The organism is Kribbella sp. NPDC054772 (assembly GCF_053611945.1).
In genome coordinates, this window is the sequence record NZ_JBSHBJ010000005.1 from 114,023 (window position 1) to 132,449 (window position 18,427).

Sequence of the window (18,427 nt, forward strand, 5' to 3'; positions counted from 1 at the left end):
GATCACGTTGGCTCGGGACGTGACGATCGAGCGAAGCAACCCCGACGGCTTGCATGCGACGCCTGGGTACCACCACGTGACCCGCGTGCAGGCGGACACGCTGGTGTACCTGGCCGGGCAGTGCCCGTTGCGGCCGACGGGTGAGCTGGCCGAGGGCGGACTCGAAGGACAGACCGCTCAGGTGATCACGAACATCCGGACCGCCCTCGAGGCGGCGGGCGCGACTCCTGAGCACGTCGTTCGCACGGTGATCTACGTCGCCAGTCCCGATCGCGAACACCTCTCCGCCGTGTGGACGCAGCTCAACGCGTCTCCCCTGGGCCCTGCCTTCACCACGGCCAGCACGCTGCTCGGTGTAGCCCAGCTCGGCTTCCCGGGGCAGCTCGTCGAAGTCGACGTGACAGCCGCGCTGTGATCGTCCCCGCCGAGGTTGTCGAGTACGACCCACAGTGGCCCGTCTGGTTCGCGGCGATCCGGGCGCGACTCACGCCGTACCTCGGCGATGTCCCGCACGTCATCGAGCATGTCGGCAGCACGGCTGTGCCCGATCTCGCGGCGAAGCCGATCATCGACGTCGACGTCGTCGTTCCCGCCGCCGATCTGGTACCGACCGCGATCGAGCGGCTGACCGCGGCCGGCTACGCGCACGAGGGCAACCAAGGCATCCCGGGACGGGAAGCGTTCGCACTTCCGCCGGACGCGGTGCACTACCACCACCTGTACGTCGTTGTTGACGGCAACAAAGCGCACCAGGACCACGTCGTCCTGCGCGATCACCTACGAACGAACGCTGGCGATCGCGAGCGGTACGCCGATCGCAAACGCGAGCTCGCGCACCTGCTCACGACCGACCGCACCGCCTACGTCGAGGGCAAGGGTGCACTCGTCCAGGAACTGATCGCTAGAGCGAGTGGTTCGCCCAGAGCCGACGCTGCGGGTCGTACTTCTCCCGCAGGTCAGTGAGCCGTTCGTAGACACCGGCGTCGTACGCCTGCGCCATCTCCTCGCCCGTGAGCTTCCCGAAGCTGAAGTTGAGGAACCGGCCGACCGTCGACGAGCGCCACGGCTCGAGGATCCGCTGATCCACCGCACCGTCATCCGGTCTCAGAACAATCAGCGAGTACGCCGCCTCGCGGTGACCGACCGCATTCGGGATCTCGGGCTGCTTGCTGAGTGCACCACCCAGGTGGCGAATGCCGATCACGTGCGTCCTCGGCGCGCCTGGACCGGCGAGCTCGGGCAACGTCTCGAGCGCATCGAGGTCGCTCAGCAGAACGTTGCGTGAGCTGTAGCTGCCCGGGCGGTCGGGTTCGGCGAAGATCCGGCCGGAGTCGACGTACGCCAGCTCGCCCACGGTGTCGAGCGCCGGCGCACCGATCGCGCGCAGCGGCTTGATCAGCTCTTCACCGTTGTCACCAAGAATCGCGAGCTGCACCTGCGCGACGTACTTTCCGCGCACCGGCTCCGGGACCTGTGGGATGTTCGGAATCGGCAGGATCGCGATCGCCGACGTCACCTCGTCCGGGACGGTCCGGGTCCACTCCCGCCAGACCTCGGGCACCGACGGGTGCTCGGCGAGGTCGAAGTACAGGCTGCCGCCGAAGAGGGTCGGCACGTCGAAGAGGTCGACCTCGATCCCCGTCACCACACCGAAGTTCCCGCCGCCACCGCGCAGGGCCCAGAACAGTTCCGGGTCGTCTTCGGCGTTCCGGCGTACGCCGTCCGGGGTCACCACCTCGATCCGGCGGACGTGGTCGGCGGCGTACCCGAACCGACGGGCCAGCAGACCGAGACCACCACCGAGCGTGTACGAGATCGCGCCCACCCCAGGCGCACTCCCGGACAACGGCGCGAGACCGTACGGCGCTGTTGCGGTCAGCACGTCCCGCCAGGTCGCCCCGGCCTCGATCCAGGCGGTCTTCCGTTCGGCGTCGACCGTCACGCCGTTGAACCCGCCGGTCGCGATCAGCACGCCGCCGTCGAGCCCTTCGTTCAGACCGTGACCGGACGCCTGCACCGCGATCGGGAGATCGTGGACGTTCGCATACTGCACGGCTTCCTCGATCTCGACCGCGCTGCTGACCGGGAAGATCACCGCCGGCCGATGTGGGTCCCGCCGCTGGAACCCGAGCCGCGCCTCGTCGTACCCCGTGCTTGTCGTCGTGAGCATCATGAACATCACGCTAGAAGCCCTTGCGGACACATCTTGTCCGCAAGCAATGATGGGTGGATGAGCGCCCGCAAAGACATGCCCGGCCGGATGCTCCGGCTGCTCTCGCTGCTGCAGAGCCGTCGCGAGTGGTCCGGCCACGAGCTCGCCGACCGCCTCGGCGTCACCGAGCGCACGGTACGGCGGGACGTCGACCGGCTCCGGTCGCTCGACTACCCGGTCACCGGGACGACCGGGACCGCGGGCGGCTACCGGCTCGGGTCCGGGACCCATCTACCGCCGCTGCAGCTGGACGACGACGAAGCGATCGCGGTCGCGCTCGGGCTGGTCGGCGCGGCCGGCGGCGGGGTCAGCGGGATGGCGGAGAGTTCGATGAGTGCACTCGCGAAGTTGGAGCAGGTGCTGCCCTCGCGACTCCGGCCGCAGCTCGCTGCCGTGAGTTCGTCAGCCGAGGCGATCCCGCGTCCCGAGATACCGCAGGTGGATCCGAGCGTGCTCGCGGTCCTCGCGCGGTGCTGCCGGAACCACGAGATCGTTGCCTTCGACTACCACGGCCGGGCCCGCGGTACGACGCGCCGGCGGGTGGAGCCGCATCAGCTGCTGACGCTGGCGTGGCGGTGGTACCTGCTCGCCTTCGATCCGGAGCGCGACGACTGGCGGATCTTCCGGGTCGACCGGATCTCCGGAGTGACAGCGGTGCTACACCGATTCACGCCGCGGGTGCTGGACGGGCCGTCGTACCTGCGGGAGTCGTTCGTGTCGGCGGAGTACCAGCACTCGGTGCACCTGACGGTCGAGGCGCCGGCGTCCGCGGTCACCTCGACCTTCGAAGGCGTCGTCCGCGGCATCGTCGAGCCGCTCGGCCCGTCCTCCTGCACCGTCCGCTTCAGCGCCGACACCCCCGCGCTATTACTGACCCAGGTCGCCGCGGTCGCGGCCCTCGGGCCGTTCACCGTCGACCAGGCAACCCCGGAAACGTCCGCTCTCATCGCCGAGGCCGGCGAGCGTCTCCGCCAAGCTTTCAGCACTTTCAGGCGGTGATCAGGCCGATTCCCAAGGTCAGGACGCCGACGGCGAGAGATGCGGCGCCGAGCCAGAGGACCCAGAGGAACTGGTTCGGTCGGTTGCGGTCCTTACCGGCCGACGAGGCGAAGAAGCCACCGGACATCAGGATCGCCGCGGCCGGGATCGCGAGGCGGGCGACCCACAGCCAGAACCCGGTCAGGCCGGTCTGGTCGACGTACAACAGGCCGACCAGGCTGAGGATTACCAGGACACCGGCGTGGCCGTGACCGGCCCGGGCGAACGACTTCTGGAACTCGGTCATCGGCACCTGACCACGAACGATCTTGGTCATGAAGTAGCCGCCGAACTGGATCGTCACGATCGTCAGCAGGATGACGCCGGCGATGGTGCGGGATGCATCGGTCATGCGAACACGCGCTCCTTGGCTGGTGTGGTGATGGTTGCCGTCCGCGCGACCCAGAGCGCGACGGCGAGGTAGAGGATCTGCTCCGGGATGCGCTGCCACAGTGGGGTCGCCTCGCCGCCGGCGAACGGCACGTGGGCGACCGCGGCGTGAATGTTCGCGGGCAGCAGTCCGACGAACAGTGCGGCCAGTGCGTAGCCGGCCGGCTTGCGGGTCGCGGTGACGACCAGGCCGACCGCACCGAGCAGTTCGAGTACGCCGGTCAGGTAGACGAGCGCACCGGCGTACGGGAGGAACGGCGGCACCATCCGCACCATGTCGGCGTGGTTCGGCATCACCGTCACGCTCGCCGGGACGAAGTGCGCGCTCGCGGTGAACAGCAGCATCACCGCCATCGCGTGCGCCGCGCTCGCCGGCCAGGTCGCGAACCGCCGGACCCCGAGCGCACCCAGCGCCCGAAACCCGAGAGTCCCCAGGATCAGCACGACGGGGATCATCAGCACTGCCTCTCTAATAGATAGTTCAGGTATCCGTTTATGGATACTGATACTATCCATCACAGACAACAGGAAGGCAAGCGATGCGAATCGGGGAACTCAGCAAGGCCACCGACGTCCCGGTGCCGACGATCAAGTACTACCTGCGCGAGGGCCTGCTCCCGGCCGGCGAACTCAGCAGCCCGAACCAGGCGTCGTACGGCGAGACGCACATCCGCCGGCTGCGCCTCATCCGCGCGCTGATCGAACTCGCCCAGGTACCCGTCGCCACCGTGAAGGAGATCCTCGAGTCCTTGGATTCCGACACCGAACCGCTGCACGAGCAGATCGGCCGCGCACACCGCGCCCTCACCCCGACCCGCCGCCTGAACGCGACCGACGAGGCCCGGACCGCAGCCGCCACTCAGGTCACCGAGCTGATCGCGGAGCGCGGTTGGTCCGTCGATCCCGCGGCTCCCGCGCTGGCCACGCTCATCGACACCGTCGCCGCCCTACGCACCCTCGGCCAGGACAACCTCGTCGCCCACCTGGACACCTACGCCGACGCCGTCGAACGCTTCACCCAGGTCGAGATCGACGCGGTCACCGCAAACCCCACCCGCGACCAGCTGGCCGAGTCGGTGGTCATCGGCACCATCCTCGGCGAAACCCTGATCGCCTCGCTCCGCCTCCTCGCCCAAGAATCCATCTCAGCCGAACGCTGGCGGTCGCGCTAGTGTCCTGAGTCGAACCGCCGACTCAGGACACTAGCAGTCGCCGAGGAGGCCTGGGAGGAGTTTGGCCATGGCCTTCTGGAGGGCGCGGCCTTCGGACTCGGTGAGCGGGTCGAACACCAGTTTGCGGACCAGCTCGACGTGCCCGGGCGCGGCCTTCACCAGTTCCGCGTAGCCCTCGGGCGTGAGGATCGCGTTCGTGAAGCGGCCGTCGTTCGGGTCGGGCTCGCGGCGGACCAGGCCGCGGTTCTCGAGGCGGCGGACCAGGTGGGACAGGCGGGAGAGCTCGGAGTTCGCCAGTACGGCGAGGCTGCTGAGCCGCATCGTGTGCTCGGGCTGATCCGAGAGGCCGGCGAGGACGTAGTACTCGAGGAAGCTCAGATTCGAATCGCGCTGGAGCTGCTCGCCGAGCGCGGTCGTCAGCAGCGCCATCGTGAGCTGCAGGGTCTTCCAGGTATCGAGCTCGTCGGCCTTCAGCCAGCGCGGCTCCACCGCCTCCCGCGCTGCCTCAGTGCCCATGGGTGCAGCATAGCCAGCGACGCAATGACTTGAACGTTCACGTCAACCGGCCTATGGTGGCCAGTGACATGAACTTTCAAGTCATCACTACCCTGAAGGAGTCGTCGCGATGAGCGACCTGAAGATCGCGGTCATCCTCGGCAGCACCCGCCCCGGGCGGAACGGCAAGGCAGTGGCCGACTGGGTGGTCGAGCAGGCCCAGCACCGGACCGGTGCGACGTACGAGCTGATCGACCTGCTGGACTACCCGCTGCCGCACCTGGACGAGTCGCTGCCCCCGTCGATCGGCCAGTACGCGGGTGAGCACACCAAGGCGTGGGCCGAGAAGATCGCGGCGTACGACGGGTATGTGTTCGTCACGCCGGAGTACAACCACTCGACGTCCGGCGTCCTGAAGAACGCCATCGACTACCTGTACGGCGAGTGGAACAACAAGGCGGCCGCATTCGTGGCGTACGGCTCGCTCGGCGGGTCGCGCGCGATCGAGCACCTGCGCGGGATCAGCGCCGAGCTGCAGATCGCCGACGTCCGTCAGCAGCTGTCGTTCTCACTCTTCACCGACTTCGAGAACTTCAGCGAGTTCACCCCCGGCCCGCAGTACGTCGACCAGGCGGCCGTCCTGTTCGACCAGCTCGAGTCATGGGCCGGCGCCCTCAAACCGCTCCGCGACGCCCAGCCGATCGCTGCATGAACGTCACCGTCTGGATCGTCTCCGGACTGCTCGCCGCGATGTTCCTGATGTCCGGCGTCATGAAGGTGCCCGCGACGAAGGCCTCGCTGGCCGGCAATCCCCGGATGGGGTGGGCAGCCCCGTTCCCGATCGAACTGATCAAGGTCATCGGCATCGCCGAGATCGCCGGCGCCATCGGCCTCATCCTCCCCCGCGTCGTCGACATCGCCCCCTGGCTCGTCCCCACCGCAGCCATCGGCCTCGCCGTCGTCATGCTCGGCGCGATCATCACCCACTCCCGCCGCGCGGAGTACTCCAGCGTCGCCATCAACGCCGTACTCCTGGCCCTGTCCGTCTTCGTCGCCGTCGAACGTCTGGGTTCCCAGCCGTTCTGACGACTCAGCTGCGCGGTGGGGTCAGCAGGCTGCGGACTCGCCGCGGTGTCTGTCCCAGCTCTCGGCGCATGCTGCGGGTCAGGTGCGCCTGGTCGCTGAAGCCGAGGGAGATCGCGAGGCCGGCGAGGTCGGTCTCGCCCTCGGCGAGCCGCTGCAGCGCCCGGCTCACCCGGACGCGGTTGCGGTATCGGCTGAGGCTCATCCCCGCATGGTGGTGGAACGTGCGACTCAGGTGCGACGGCGAGGTGTCCAGCGCCTCGGCGAGGGCGATCAGGCTGGAGCTGGTCGGCTCGTCCGCGAGGATCGCATCGCGCGCACGATCCGCGAGGTCGTAGCGTCCGGGCGCCGATCGGTCGTTTGGTTCGCGGCGCAGCGCGAGCCGGACCAGAGCGACGACCGCCTCGACGAATTCGAAGTCCGGGTCGGCATCGGCGCGCAACAGCATCCGGTGAGCCAACTCGAGCCGGGCGTCCACTCGAACAGCGGGCGTCCGGCTCGCGTCGATCCCCTCGGTCAGCTGCCCTTCCGGCAGTGCGATCGACGTACAGACGTCACCACCGGCCGGGTGCGAGAACCGGCTCTCCCGCCCAGGCGCCTCTAGGTAGCCGTTGGTCGGGTCAACGGTCATCCGCCGACCTTCTGAGGACACCTGGAACCGGCCGCGCCACACCAGGACCAGGTGTGCCTCGCTTGCCTGCTCGGGCGGCGACCAGCGGACATGGTCGTCGGTGCACTCGACCTGCCGGATCACGGCGTACGGACTCGCCGCCACTGTTCTGGTCCTGCGCACACTGTGGAATCTATCGGGGCGCACGGACAATTCGACCGCTGCCGGGATCCGCATATTCGTTCAAGACCGTCGCCAAGGGTTCGGCAGAGGCTTGAGCTTGTGAGAACCGCTGCGCACCGACGCTCAATGCTTGCCGTTCTGCTCGCCGGGCAGGCCATGGCGTCCATCGACGCCTCCATCGTCTCCGTGGCGGCGCAGACCATTCGCCGCGGTCTGCAGGCCACCGACGCCGAGATCCAACTGGTCGTGTCGGGCTACCTGCTGACCACTGGCGTCCTGTTCGTCACCTGTGCACGGATCGGGGACATCATCGGTCACCGGCGGGCGTTCCTGACCGGTCTCGGCTGGTTCACCGCGGCGTCGCTGCTATGCGGAATCTCGGTGAGTCCGTCGATGCTGATCGCGTCCCGCATCGCTCAGGCCGTCGGGGCCGCCTTGCTGACTCCACAGGTCTTCTCGCTCATCCATCTCCAGTGGGAAGGGGCCTCGCGGCGCAGAGCCATCGGTCTGTACAGCATGGTGCTCGCGCTGGGCGTCGCGCTCGGCCAGATCTGCGGCGGGCTCATCGCAGGTTCCGACTTGCTCGGTCTTTCCTGGCGGCCGGTGTTCCTGATCAACGTCCCGATCGGCGTCGTCGTACTCGCCGTCGGTGTGCGGCGACTCCCCCGCTCCCCGCGAGGCGAGCCGGAGCGCCTGGATCTGGCCGGGGTGGGGCTCCTGACGGCGGCGATGACTGCGATCACACTCCCCCTGATCTTCGGCGGATCCCACGGCTGGCCGACGTGGACCTGGCTCGTACTCACCGGCGGTGGCCTGCTGCTGGGCATCTTCGGCCGTTACGAAGCCAGAGCCCCGCATCCGGTCCTCGACCTCACGGCACTGAAGCGGAGAGATCTGCAGCTCGGGCTCGTGGCCTGCTGCATCGTGATGGGCTGCTACACCGTCTTCCTGCTGACGCTGACGCTGCATCTGCAGTCGTATCTCGGCTACACGCCGCTGCAGGCCGGGCTCGCCTTCATCCCGTACACCATCGGCTTCGGCGTGGTCAGTCTCGGCTGGAGCGCTTGTCCGCGATGGGTGCGTCGCGCCCTGCCGATCGTCGGCCCGCTGGTCTACGCGACCGGGATGTTCGTGCTGGTGCTCGTCTCTCGTGCGGGGTGGAACCCGCTCGGTTCCACGGCCCTCCTGCTGGCCGCCGGCGCCGGACACGCCGCCGGATACAGCCCGCTGATCGCACAGATCACGTCGCGGGTGGAACCGGCACTCGCGTCGGCCGTCTCCGCGCTGAATTCGACCGGCCCGGTGCTCGCCGAGGTCGTGGCCGTTGCTGGCCTCGGCAGCCTCTACTTCGCCGCGCCGACCTCCGCCGACGGCCTTCTCCGACTGGCGGTAGCGGTCGCCGTACTACTCGTCGTCGCAGCAGTCTGCGCAACCCTCGCGATCCTCGTCCACATCCGCCAGGACACTCGTCAGCCGTCGTGGGCCATGTCGACGAAGCGGGAGTAGTGGCCCTGGAACGCGACGACCACGTCGGCGGTGGGGCCGTTACGGTGCTTGGCCACGATGAAGTCCGCTTCACCCGGCCGCGTCGACTCCCGCTCGTAGGCGTCCTCGCGGTGCAACAGAAGGACGACGTCCGCGTCCTGTTCCAACGAGTTGTGAGTCGCGATGCCCTCGGCGACGAAGTTGTGGGTGCCTAGGACCGTTGCGTCGTACACCTCTTGCTCACCGAGGCTTTCGATCGACGTGATCGTGTCCCAGAAAATGTCGTTGGTGGCGAGGACCTCGAGGTCGGCGTCGTCGAGGATGTCGGCAACCTTCGCGAGGCGCTGCCGGCTCGGCGCGTGCTTCCACATCGTCGAGCCGGAGAACTGCGTCCCCATCGCGGCCGCGAACTCGCGGTGCGTCACCTTGCGCTCGGCAAGCACCTCGCGCACCTGGGACCAGACCTCCTGCGGCACAGTGTCCAGGTTCGTGTTGGCCTTGATCCCGCGCAGAGCCGTCGCTACCTCCAGCGCCTGCAACCCGCGAAGGCCGTGGACGCCGATGCCGTCGCAGAACCGCAACTGGTTCTCGGCACCGTAGATGTACAGGTGGAATGCGTCGCGGTACCCAGCCTTCTTCACAGTCTTGATGCGGCTGAAGATGTTGTGCCGGAGCAGCAGGCGCGCCAGGTCGTCGACAAGGCGACGGCTGGTGCTGGCGTAGTAGATACGCGCCTGGCCGGCCTTGTCGTCCCAGCGGACCGATCCGTCCGTCGCCCAGAGGTGGCGGATGAAGTGGCCGACCTGCTCCTTCGGGAGGCCGAAGACGCCCTCCGGGACGAACTTCTCGTGACTGCGGAGCCCGAAGAGACCAAGACCGTCGAGCCAGGCCGCGATCGGGTTGCGCTTCCCGCGAGCCAGTCGGTACGGCGCCGGCAGGCGCAGCGTGGTGACGCGTGCGGCGGCGTACTCGTCGCGAACCGCCGTGATGCCGAACCTTCGCTGGGCCGCCTCGGCGACCGCGGTCAGGTTGGCCTCGTCGATGCTCGCGTAGCGGATCGGCTGACGCTTGACGAACGAGCCGTCGCCGAGCAGGTGAGCGAGCATGGTGAGCTCGTCCTCGTCCCACGGCTTGACGTCGAGCGGCGGCGGCACGTGCCGGAGTGAGCCCAGCCGAGCGCCGGGCGAGAGCTCACCCAGCGGCTTCCAGCCGTTGTAGGTGAGGAACGGGTGGTTCGCGGTCGCCTTGATCTCGCGGCCGGAGGCGAGCTTCAGCCGGAAGACCTCCTTGACGCCGCTCGGGAATGCGTGGGTCAGCGTGCGCGGCACCAGCTTCAGTCGATCGTCGAGAGACCAGACCGGGATGTCGCGCGCCTCCGTCGCAAGCAGCTCTCCGAGGGAGATCTCCGCACCGTTGTCGGCCCTCATCAGCCGGGTGTCCGCGGTCAAACAACCCGATTCGCGGAGGTCGGAGGCCATGGGGCGTTTGTCGGAGCGTTGTTCGGAGCCTCGGTTGAGCTGACAGATGGCTACGACCGGGAGCTCGAGTTCCTTGGCGAGGAGCTTGATCGAGCGGGAGAACTCGGAGACTTCCAGCTGGCGGGACTCGACCTTCTTGCCGGACGTCATCAGCTGGAGGTAGTCGATGACGATCAGCTTCAGGTCGTGGCGCTGCTTGAGGCGGCGGGCCTTGGCGCGGATCTCCATCATCGTCAGGTTCGGCGAGTCGTCGATGAAGAGCGGGGCCTCGGAGACCTCGCCCATCTTGCGGGCCAGCCGGGCCCAGTCCTCGTCGGTCATCTTGCCGTTGCGCATGTGGTGCAGCGGCACCTTCGCCTCGGCGGAGAGCAGACGCATGGTGATCTCGTTACGGCTCATCTCCAGCGAGAAGATGCACGAGGTCAGGCCGTGCTTGATCGAGCAGGAGCGGGCGAAGTCCAGACCCAGGGTGGAGTTGTGGGTCGGGATCATCGTCTTGCCGGCCAGGTACAGATGCTCGGCGTTGTCGACCTCGACGCAGCGCACCGGCACGCTGTCCACCGGGTCGACCCACTCGAGGCGGCGCTCGCCTTCGCCGTGCAGCGCGGCCGGGAAGCCGTGGCCGGTGATCTGCCGGGGCGCCGACCCGGGGATCGACGGTGTCAGCCCGGGACTCGCCGACATCGCCGTGTACAGGTCGGCGGTCGTGCAGACCACCGGTCGGCCGCCGTCCTCGACGCGCCACTGGTGCTCGGCGTCGGCGACGATCGTGCTGCCGTCGGAGAACGACAGCCGGAAGCAGGGCCGGTCGACCATCACCTCGGTCGCCGCGACCACCGTGGTCGGCAGGCCGTCGGCGTCCAGCAGCAGGTCGCCGATCGCGACCTCGGCCATCGTCGTCCAGCCGGTCGGCGTCGGCAGCGGGGTGTCGAGCGCGAGCGCCTTACCCATCGCGGGGCGCGCGGCGACGATGATCATCTGGCCGGGGTGCAGGCCGTTGGTCAGCTCGTCGAGGTCGGTGAAGCCGGTCGGTACGCCGACCATCGCGTCACCGCGGGAGTCGATCGCCTCGATCTCGTCGAGGGCGCCCTCCATGATGTCCTTCAGCGGGGCGTAGTCCTCGGTCGTCCGCTTCTCGGTGACCGAGTAGATCTCCGCCTGCGCCTCGTCGACGACATCGTCGACCTCGCCCTCACCGGCGTACCCCAGCTGGACGATCTTGGTGCCCGCCTCGACGAGCCGGCGGAGGATCGCCTTCTCGCGGACGATGTGCGAGTAGTAGCTGGCGTTGGCGGCCAGTGGGACCGACGCGACCAGGGTGTGCACGTACGGCGCGCCGCCGATCCGGGCCATGTCGCCGCGCTTGGTCAGCTCGGCCGCGACGGTGATCGCGTCGGCCGGCTCGCCCCGCGCATACAGGTCCGTGATCGCGTCGAAGACGGACTCGTGCGCCGGCCGGTAGAAGTCCGTGCCGCGCAGGGTCTCGATCACGTCGGCGATCGCATCCTTGCTCAGCATCATCGCGCCGAGCACGCACTGCTCGGCCGCCAGATCCTGGGGAGGGGTGCGGTCGAAGCCCATCGCCGGACTGCGCTCTTCGTGGCCGTCGTCCTGGCCCCCGCGGAACTCCGCCACGCTCACTTCGCCCGACCTCCTCGTCGCCACCGCCCGGCCGCGCGCCGGGTTCGAACACCTGCTCGAACCATAACCACGCCATCCGACAGTTTCGGCGCTGCTCCCGGCACCAGCCTCGCGACCGTACGCCGGTCCTGTCACCGATAGCCACTCAGTCGTCCACAGGGGGTGTGGAAGAACCGTGGATAACCCCGGGAAGGGCTGTGCACAGGTTGGGCACAACCCTGTGGATATCTGTGGGCAAGTACTCACAACCTGGCTCTGACCTGCGGTTTCACCAGTGCACAACTGTGGAGGAGAAAAAGTCTGAGACGAATTTCGGAAGCCGGGGTCAGGCGTGGGTAACCTCGCTCCGGTGAGACGCAGACGGTGGGTGGGTGAACAGGATCGGGAGATCCTCCGGCTGGCCGTCCCGGCGTTCTTCGCGCTGGTGTCCGAGCCGCTGATGCTGCTCGCCGACTCCGCGATCGTCGGCCACCTGGGTACGCCGCAACTCGCCGCGCTCGGCGTCGCGGGCACCATCCTGCAGACCCTCGTCGGCATCTGCGTTTTCCTCGCGTACGGGACCACGTCGTCGGTCGCCCGCCGGATCGGCGCCGGCGATCACAAGGGTGCGCTGGCGCAGGGCATCGACGGCTTGTGGCTGGCGCTGCTGCTCGGCGTCGTACTGGCCTTGCTCGGGCTGGTGCTCGCACCGCAGGCGATCGCGGCGTTCGACCCGTCGCCCGAAGTCGCCGACTACGCGGTGACGTACCTGCGGATCTCCTGCTTCGGCATCCCCTCGATGCTCCTCCTGCTCGCCGCCACCGGCGTACTGCGCGGCCTGCAGGACACCAAGACCCCGATGGTCGTCGCGATCACCGCCAACCTCGCGAACATCGCGCTGAACGTCCTCCTGGTGTACGGCCTGCACCTCAACATCGCCGGCTCGGCCCTCGGGACCGCGCTCGCCCAGACCGGAGCGGGCATCGCGCTGGTTGTGGTGGTCGTCCGCGGCGCCCGGCGCGACGGGGCGAAACTGCGACCCGACCGGCCCGGCATCCTGGCGTCCGCGCAGATGGGTGTCCCGCTGATCGTCCGGACGCTCACGCTGCGCGCCGCGATCATCCTGCTGACCTTCGTCGCGACCGCCCTCGGTACGACGTCGGTCGCGGCGCACCAGGTCGCGTTCACGCTCTGGTCCTTCCTCGCGCTCGCCCTGGACGCGATCGCGATCGCCGCGCAGGCACTCACCGGGCGGGCCCTCGGCGCGGGTGACGTCGCGGGAACCCGGGCGATCACCCGCCGGATGATGTGGTGGGGCCTGTTCTCCGGGGTGATCGGTGGTCTGGCGCTCTGGGGGCTGCGCGACCTCTACGTCCCGTGGTTCACCTCCGATCCCGAGGTACGGCGTACGCTCGCGGCCGTCCTGATCGTGTCGGCGCTGTGGCAACCGATCAACGGGGTCGTGTTCGTGCTGGACGGCGTACTGATCGGGGCCGGGGACGGGCGGTACCTGGCGCTCGCGGGGGTCGTGGCACTCGCGCTGTACGTGCCGCTCGCGTTGGCGGTGTTGTGGCTCGGTGGCGGGATCGTAGCGTTGTGGTGGGCGTTCGGCGGGTACATGCTGCTGCGCTTCCTCACGCTCACCCTCCGGGAGCGCCGCGACGACTGGCTGGTCACCGGAGCTACCCGCTGACCCTGCGGTACGGCATCGTGTTGCGGGAGGAAAGGAGCGGGGCATGCCCGACACCGACGACGGCACGTCCGAGTCGCTCGAGCTCGACCAGCGCGAGCAGGGCGACGACGACACCGAGGCCGCCAGCCAGCGCCGAGCCACCAGACTGCGTACCGAGGCAGCCAACTCCCCGACCCACGACCTCGCCGAGGAAGACGCCGCCGAGCGCCGCGCCGAGGAAGAGGTGCAGGCCCGTCACGACGCCGAGGACGAGGTGGCGCGTGCCGAGCAGCTGGACCTGGACGCGGCGGATGAGCAGGCGCGAGAAGAACTCCGCAACCGGACCGACGTGGTCGAGGCCCGGCGCGCCCGGGAGATCGCCTTCGCCGACGACGCGGCGGCGACGGCCGATCGGTATCGCGGCCTCGCGGCGAGTGGGCAACAGCGAGAGCTCGACCTGCAGGCCCGCGGGCAGCACAAGCAGGACGAGGCCGCCGTCAACCCGGATGCGCGTGGAGCCGCCGAACTCGGCGCCGAGGGGCGCCGTAACGTGCGCGCCAGCCAGCTCGAGGGCTACCAGGTGAACGCCGACATCGACGCCGCGCGCGCGTACGACGACCGGGCGGAACAGCACCGGGCGAACGCCCGCGAGGAGCAGGCACCCGCCGCCGGCGCGGTGCGCAACCGACCGCAGGAAGCTCCGGAGGCGCAGGCTCCGCAGGACAGCCTGCATCGCCGCGACCTGGCGCGCACCCCGCAGCAGAAGAAGAAGGCGCAGCAGCGGGTGAACATCGACCTCGACCTCTAGGTCGACGGTAGGTTCGCGTCCAGTTTCTGGAGCTGGATGATCAGCAGGTTCGCGGCGACCACAACGACGAAGACGACGCCGAGTAGCGGGTGGCCCAGGCTCCACAGGGCAGCGCCCGCCAGGCCGAAGACGAGGACCTTCACGGTCCAGCGCAGTACGGGCGTTGTGCGCTTGGCGGTGGGCGCCGCGAACAGCGCCCAGACGATCGCGGTCACCAGCGGGAGCGCGAGGACGAGCAGCCACCGGGTGAGCGTCGTACCGCCGGTGGCCCAGCCCCACCAGGCGAAGATGCCGAGGGCAACCAGCTCGGCGGCGAAAGCGACGAGAAGGTTGCCCCACCTCCACATCGTCAGACGCTACGAATGTTCGGTTGGCGCTGGTCGAAGAACAGGCCCGCCGGCGGCTCCTGGACCGGGAGCGGCGGGATCGGGTAGTCGGTGTGCTGGTTGTTCCGGCAGGCGGCGAACGGGCCGTCCGGGTCCAGCAGCGACATCATGTGCGGGTCCGCGTGGTCGCGCCACCAGACCGACATACCGGTCGCGGGGTCGAGCCGCAGGTGCTCCCACGCGCGCCAGATCGAGTCCAGCCGGCTGAGCGCCTCCGCGTGCCGGTACCACTCGGGGCACCAGATGAACTGCTGCCCGAGCCGCCGGGTGTAGAGGTAGATCAGCCGGTCCTCGACGAACGCCGCGACGTGTGGGTAGAAGAGCTCCTGTTCACCATCCACCGCGGTTGTCTCCCTCGTTCTGCTCCCAGACCGGTCGGTCCGGACCACGCTGCGGCGCGGGCGCCTGCTGACCGCTGCCTGCCGCCACCCACGGGTTGTTGCTCGCCGGGACGCTCGACGACGCTCCCGGATCGTACTTCGCCAGCGACGCCTTCACGACACCGGCGTCCGGCCGGGTGAACCACGGGACGGTCTTCACCAGCGTCGCCGGGATACCGGACGGGAACACCACCGCGCGACCGGGCGGCATCGAGGCGAGGTCGGAGACCTCCATGATGTTGTGCCGCTGGACCTGCTGGCTGGTGCCGCGCTTGCCCTCGTTGTACGACACCGAGTTCGAGCTGATGTCGTAGTCGCCGATCATCTTGCTCAGGTTCTCCAGGAAGGACGCGTCGGCCGCGCCACCGCCGTACACCCGGATGTTCGCCGAACCCCACAGCTTCTGCATGCCGTGGTCGCCCCAGCACTCCTGGCCCTGCGCCCACGACTGCAGGATCGTCATCAGCACGATGCCGCGGGAACCGAAGTGCGAGTACAGGTCGGGGAGGTTCTTCCACCGGCACACGTTGGCGGCCTCGTCGAGTACGCCGACCAGCGGGCTCGGCATCCGGCCCATCGGGCAACCGCGCGCGTACTGCTCGGCCGCTTCCACGACCGCCACCGTGAGGGCGGTGACCAGCGGGCCGGCCGTACCGGCGCCTTCCTTGGAGAGGCTGTACAGGGTGCCGCCCTGGCGGACGAACTCGTGCGGGTTGAACTGAGGCCGGTTGTCGTTCTGCCCGTTCGGGATGACCCAGCGGGTGACCTTGCGGTTGACCAGGAACTGCGCGCTCTGCTGCGCCGTACCGTAGACGCCCGCGCGCTGCTTGTCGGGGGCGTTGATGACACCGGACAGCGCATCCGCCGACAGCTGCAGACCGGGGGTGTTGCGCAGGATCCGCTCCGGCTCGTCGTTGCGCTGGTCGGCCAGCCAGGAATACACCTGGGTGATCGGCCGCTTGGCGACCGCGGCGGCGAGCAGCAGACCGGCGAGCAGGTCGGTACCGGCGGCGTCGAAGAACGCGTCGGTCTGGGCGCCCACCTGGCGCTGCGAGGCGACGAAGTGCTCGGCCAGTTCACGGGCCTTGGTCTCGTCGGTGATGTAGCTGAGCGGGTTCCACCACCAGGTGTTCGGCTCCTCGCAGACCTCCTGCGGGTCGAACACCCAGACCGGGCCCTTGTCCGAGCGCGGCCCGCGGGTCGCGTCGACGATGTCCCGCTTGTTCGAGGTGGCGATCACGCAGCCGGGCGCGTCCAGGATCGCCGGCACCGCGCGCGACGTGGTCTTACCGGTACGGGGACCCCAGATGTCGACGTGCATGTCTTCCCAGTTGCCGAAGACCTCGAGGTTGTCCCGGACGGTCCGGCCGATCAGGATGCCCGGGCCCGCGTGGCCGGCGCCGAGCGAGTTCGCCTTCTCCTGCGCGCCCTCGCGGGTCAGCTTGTAGATCTCGGACCGCTTCGACATCAGCTGCGCCTGCCGGTCGACGCGACCGACCGACGCCTGCCGGTTCCGGAAGTACCAGAAGCCGGTGCCGACCAGACCGAACAGCACGACCAGCTCGAGGATCAGGACGCCGGTGGCCGCGCCGGACCAGGCGATGTGCCCCTTGATCAGGTCGACGATCGCGTTGAACGGGTTCCCGCCCACGATGGTGCCGTTGATCGCCGCTGCGACCTTCAGTGCGCCGAAGAGGGAGAACACCACCAGCGCGAGCACACCGACGGCGGCGAAGATCATGATCGACTCGGGCGACAGGCCGCCCGGTCCGGTGCTCTTCCTGCCCTGGGCCATTACTCGTCAACTCCCGTTTTGGCGACCACGCGAGTGGTCGGGTCGGGTGGCGGCAGCAGTGCCGGGTCGTCCAGGCTGTACTCGCCGACGACGGCCTCGGTGCCGTCCGGTGCGACCTCCACCTTCAGCGGCTTGCCGTCCTCGCCGGTCTTCCACAGCTTGTTGGTGTCGTTGATCTCGCGCTCGACCGTGGTCAGGCTGACGTGCACCGGGATGCCCGGGCGGCCACCGACCTTGATCAGGAAGTTGCCTCGGCCCGGAGGTGCGGCCTCCTTGCCGGTGGCCGGGTCCCACGCGGGCGGGTCCTGCCAGCCGATGAGCATGTTCTGCTCCTCGCCGGACATCGGGACGACCTCGTTCAGGTTCTCCATCTCGGCCCGCGGCAGACCGCCGAGGACCACCATGCCGGACCGCTCGACGAACCCCTTCGCCTTCATCCGGTCCTCGGGGTTCTGCAGCGCCAGCAGGTCGGACATGGTGTGCGAGATCATCGCCATCCCGACACCTCGCTGCCGGTTCAGACGGGTCAGCGCGTCGACCCGGTCGACCAGGCCGCTGCCGGCCCGGAGCACCCGCCACAGCTCGTCGAGGATGACGAAGTAGTGCCGGCGCGGCTCGAGGCCGGCGTCTGCCAGCGCCTGCGAGACCGCGACCGCGCCGAACCCGTACGACCAGCAGGCCAGCAGTACGGCGGCCTGCAGGCTGGTCTCGGAGTCGTCGATGTTGGACACGTCGAAGACGACCGGCCGGTCCAGCTGCATCGGGTTGTCGGTCTGCTCGGAGAAGATCTCACCGAGCCGGCCACCACCGACCAGACCGATCAGCGACGCCTCGAGTCCCTCGGTGATCTGCCGGTACCGGTCCAGGCTGCCGCGGTCCAGGGCCACGTTGCGGACCCGGTCCGGAGCGTCCTGGACGACCTGGAGCAGGTCGCGAAGGACCGGCGTACCTTGGAACCGCTCGTCGAGGACCTTGAGCGCCTCGTCGAGGATGGTCTCCTCGCGGTCGTTCGGCGGTGCGGACCGCATGATCGAGATCAGCGCCGAGACCATCGTCTGCCGGCGGCCGTGCGCGTCGGCCTGGATCGCCTCGCGCGCCTTGCCGGTGAGCCGCAGCGCCGCCTCCCGGGACTCGCCCGGGTCGAGCACGTTCAGGTGCCCACGGCCACGACCGAGCTGGATGACCTGGCCGCCGAGGGCCTCGATCAGGTCCTTGTAGTCGGGCTTCAGGTCGCCGAGCACCAGCGGCATCACGCCGTACCCGGCCAGGCCGAGGGCCATCCGCCGGGTGATCGTCGACTTGCCCAGACCCGGCTTGCCGAGCACGAACATCGACGGGTTCGAGATCAGCTTGGCCCGCATGAACCAGCTGATCGGGTCGCAGCACATGGTCGCGCCGGACAGGATGTTCCGTCCGATCGGTACGCCGACCATCGGGCTGCCCGTGCCGGCCGAGAACGGCCACATCCCGCAGACCTGGACCGTCGTACCGCGCCACTCCTGCGGCGCCTGCAGGTACGTCGAGTAGCCGCCACCCGGGCCGGGCCAGCCACGCGGCATCGGCCGCTTGCCCCGGCGGGTCGGGTCGACGGGCTTCTTCTGCTTCTTCTGGCTCACTGTG

General features: G+C 68.9%; 19 protein-coding genes. 9 read left to right on the plus strand and 10 right to left on the minus strand.

All coding sequences use genetic code 11. The features are described from left to right. Positions 1-19 precede the first annotated feature (19 nt). Positions 20-415 (plus strand): RidA family protein, encoded by a 396-nt coding sequence (locus ACWGID_RS10905; protein WP_452196233.1) that lies wholly within the window; start codon positions 20-22, stop codon positions 413-415. After that, positions 412-963, plus strand: coding sequence for a GrpB family protein (locus tag ACWGID_RS10910; protein WP_452196234.1), 552 nt, complete (start codon positions 412-414; stop codon positions 961-963). The genes ACWGID_RS10905 and ACWGID_RS10910 overlap by 4 nt, the downstream gene beginning before the upstream one ends. Here the strand turns inward: ACWGID_RS10910 and ACWGID_RS10915 are convergent. Continuing rightward, the gene (locus tag ACWGID_RS10915; protein ID WP_452196235.1) at positions 902-2,173 is read right to left on the minus strand and encodes an FAD-binding oxidoreductase; all 1,272 of its coding nucleotides are present in this window, start codon (positions 2,171-2,173) and stop codon (positions 902-904) included. The two genes, ACWGID_RS10910 and ACWGID_RS10915, sit on opposite strands and share 62 nt — an antisense overlap. A gap of 57 nt (positions 2,174-2,230) precedes the next feature. Between ACWGID_RS10915 and ACWGID_RS10920 the strand changes: the two genes are divergently transcribed. Then, positions 2,231-3,211 carry a helix-turn-helix transcriptional regulator gene (locus ACWGID_RS10920; RefSeq protein WP_452196236.1) on the plus strand — a complete coding sequence of 327 codons (981 nt, stop codon included), beginning with the start codon at positions 2,231-2,233 and terminating at the stop codon, positions 3,209-3,211. On the opposite strand, the gene ACWGID_RS10925 is transcribed toward ACWGID_RS10920, so the two are convergent. Continuing rightward, positions 3,201-3,602 (minus strand): hypothetical protein, encoded by a 402-nt coding sequence (locus ACWGID_RS10925; protein WP_452196237.1) that lies wholly within the window; start codon positions 3,600-3,602, stop codon positions 3,201-3,203. The genes ACWGID_RS10920 and ACWGID_RS10925 overlap by 11 nt on opposite strands. Continuing rightward, positions 3,599-4,096, minus strand: coding sequence for a DoxX family protein (locus ACWGID_RS10930; protein ID WP_452196238.1), 498 nt, complete (start codon positions 4,094-4,096; stop codon positions 3,599-3,601). Before ACWGID_RS10930 ends, ACWGID_RS10925 begins: the two co-directional genes overlap by 4 nt. Positions 4,097-4,179: 83 nt before the next feature. On the opposite strand from ACWGID_RS10930, the gene ACWGID_RS10935 reads away from it, so the two are divergent. Further along, positions 4,180-4,812: a MerR family transcriptional regulator gene (locus tag ACWGID_RS10935; RefSeq protein WP_452196239.1), complete on the plus strand. Its 633-nt coding sequence runs from the start codon at positions 4,180-4,182 to the stop codon at positions 4,810-4,812. Between the two features lie 30 nt (positions 4,813-4,842). Here the strand turns inward: ACWGID_RS10935 and ACWGID_RS10940 are convergent, their stop codons facing one another. Next, positions 4,843-5,328, minus strand: coding sequence for a MarR family winged helix-turn-helix transcriptional regulator (locus tag ACWGID_RS10940; RefSeq protein ID WP_452196240.1), 486 nt, complete (start codon positions 5,326-5,328; stop codon positions 4,843-4,845). Positions 5,329-5,437: 109 nt separating this feature from the next. On the opposite strand from ACWGID_RS10940, the gene ACWGID_RS10945 reads away from it, so the two are divergent. After that, positions 5,438-6,019, plus strand: coding sequence for an NADPH-dependent FMN reductase (locus tag ACWGID_RS10945; protein ID WP_452196241.1), 582 nt, complete (start codon positions 5,438-5,440; stop codon positions 6,017-6,019). After that, a complete protein-coding gene (locus ACWGID_RS10950; protein WP_452196242.1) occupies positions 6,016-6,393 on the plus strand; it encodes a DoxX family protein in 378 nt (125 codons plus the stop codon). The genes ACWGID_RS10945 and ACWGID_RS10950 overlap by 4 nt, the downstream gene beginning before the upstream one ends. A 4-nt stretch (positions 6,394-6,397) precedes the next feature. Here ACWGID_RS10950 and ACWGID_RS10955 read toward each other — a convergent pair whose 3' ends face one another. Beyond that, positions 6,398-7,183 (minus strand): helix-turn-helix domain-containing protein, encoded by a 786-nt coding sequence (locus ACWGID_RS10955; RefSeq protein ID WP_452196243.1) that lies wholly within the window; start codon positions 7,181-7,183, stop codon positions 6,398-6,400. Between the two features lie 126 nt (positions 7,184-7,309). Between ACWGID_RS10955 and ACWGID_RS10960 the strand changes: the two genes are divergently transcribed. Then, positions 7,310-8,689, plus strand: coding sequence for an MFS transporter (locus ACWGID_RS10960; RefSeq protein ID WP_452196244.1), 1,380 nt, complete (start codon positions 7,310-7,312; stop codon positions 8,687-8,689). Here ACWGID_RS10960 and ACWGID_RS10965 read toward each other — a convergent pair. Further along, positions 8,653-11,727, minus strand: a complete 3,075-nt coding sequence (locus ACWGID_RS10965) for a replicative DNA helicase (RefSeq protein ID WP_452196464.1) — start codon at positions 11,725-11,727, stop codon at positions 8,653-8,655. The genes ACWGID_RS10960 and ACWGID_RS10965 overlap by 37 nt on opposite strands. A 409-nt stretch (positions 11,728-12,136) precedes the next feature. Here ACWGID_RS10965 and ACWGID_RS10970 point away from each other — a divergent pair, with 409 nt between their 5' ends. Together ACWGID_RS10970 and ACWGID_RS10975 are read left to right on the plus strand one after the other, a co-directional pair. Then, on the plus strand, positions 12,137-13,459 hold the full coding sequence (locus ACWGID_RS10970; RefSeq protein WP_452196245.1) for an MATE family efflux transporter: 1,323 nt from the start codon (positions 12,137-12,139) through the stop codon (positions 13,457-13,459). 43 nt (positions 13,460-13,502) lie between these two features. Continuing rightward, the gene (locus ACWGID_RS10975) at positions 13,503-14,246 is read left to right on the plus strand and encodes a hypothetical protein (protein WP_452196246.1); all 744 of its coding nucleotides are present in this window, start codon (positions 13,503-13,505) and stop codon (positions 14,244-14,246) included. On the opposite strand, the gene ACWGID_RS10980 is transcribed toward ACWGID_RS10975, so the two are convergent. Genes ACWGID_RS10980 through ACWGID_RS10995 form a run of 4 tightly spaced genes read right to left on the minus strand, consistent with a single transcriptional unit; the run spans position 14,243 to position 18,423 of the window. Continuing rightward, positions 14,243-14,593, minus strand: a complete 351-nt coding sequence (locus ACWGID_RS10980; RefSeq protein ID WP_452196247.1) for a YrdB family protein — start codon at positions 14,591-14,593, stop codon at positions 14,243-14,245. The two genes, ACWGID_RS10975 and ACWGID_RS10980, sit on opposite strands and share 4 nt — an antisense overlap. Before the next feature lie 2 nt (positions 14,594-14,595). Then, complete coding sequence (locus ACWGID_RS10985; RefSeq protein WP_387768755.1) at positions 14,596-14,973, minus strand: DUF4913 domain-containing protein; 378 nt, start codon at positions 14,971-14,973, stop codon at positions 14,596-14,598. Then, a complete protein-coding gene (locus ACWGID_RS10990; RefSeq protein WP_452196248.1) occupies positions 14,963-16,807 on the minus strand; it encodes a type IV secretory system conjugative DNA transfer family protein in 1,845 nt (614 codons plus the stop codon). The genes ACWGID_RS10985 and ACWGID_RS10990 overlap by 11 nt, the downstream gene beginning before the upstream one ends. Then, positions 16,807-18,423, minus strand: a complete 1,617-nt coding sequence (locus ACWGID_RS10995; protein WP_452196249.1) for an ATP/GTP-binding protein — start codon at positions 18,421-18,423, stop codon at positions 16,807-16,809. The genes ACWGID_RS10990 and ACWGID_RS10995 overlap by 1 nt, the downstream gene beginning before the upstream one ends. Positions 18,424-18,427 lie beyond the last annotated feature (4 nt).